The 346-nt window shown below is 43.6% G+C and carries 1 protein-coding gene; it reads left to right on the top strand.

The genetic code is table 11. From position 1 onward, the window contains the following. Positions 1 to 53 precede the first annotated feature (53 nt). The coding region (locus HC176_RS18025; protein ID WP_342448720.1) for an aminotransferase class IV at positions 54 to 346 on the top strand (293 nt) is incomplete at its 3' end.

The following is a 346-nucleotide window of genomic DNA, read 5'->3' on the forward strand; positions in this document are numbered from 1 at the left end:
TTCGACTGCAGGATCACCTGGACCGGTTAAAATATTGCCTGCAACAAATAAAGATCCCTTTTGATTGCTCCATTATAGAGCATCTTATGATGCAGGCACTCTCGAGATCGGGTCTGGCGAACAGTGATGCAGCGGTTTATATCCAGGTTTCCCGAGGCAAAGCTCCCCGCACTCATTACTTTCCGGAACATTCTGAACCTACATTTTTGTTATATGCTTTTCCGGTAGTTTTGGAGAATTTTCATGAGAAGCGATGGAAAGTATTGGTTTCTGAAGATTTTAGGTGGCAGCGATGTGATATTAAATCCACTGCCTTGCTGGCCAACACAATGTCTAATGAAGAAGC

This window comes from Tamlana crocina, assembly GCF_012037625.1.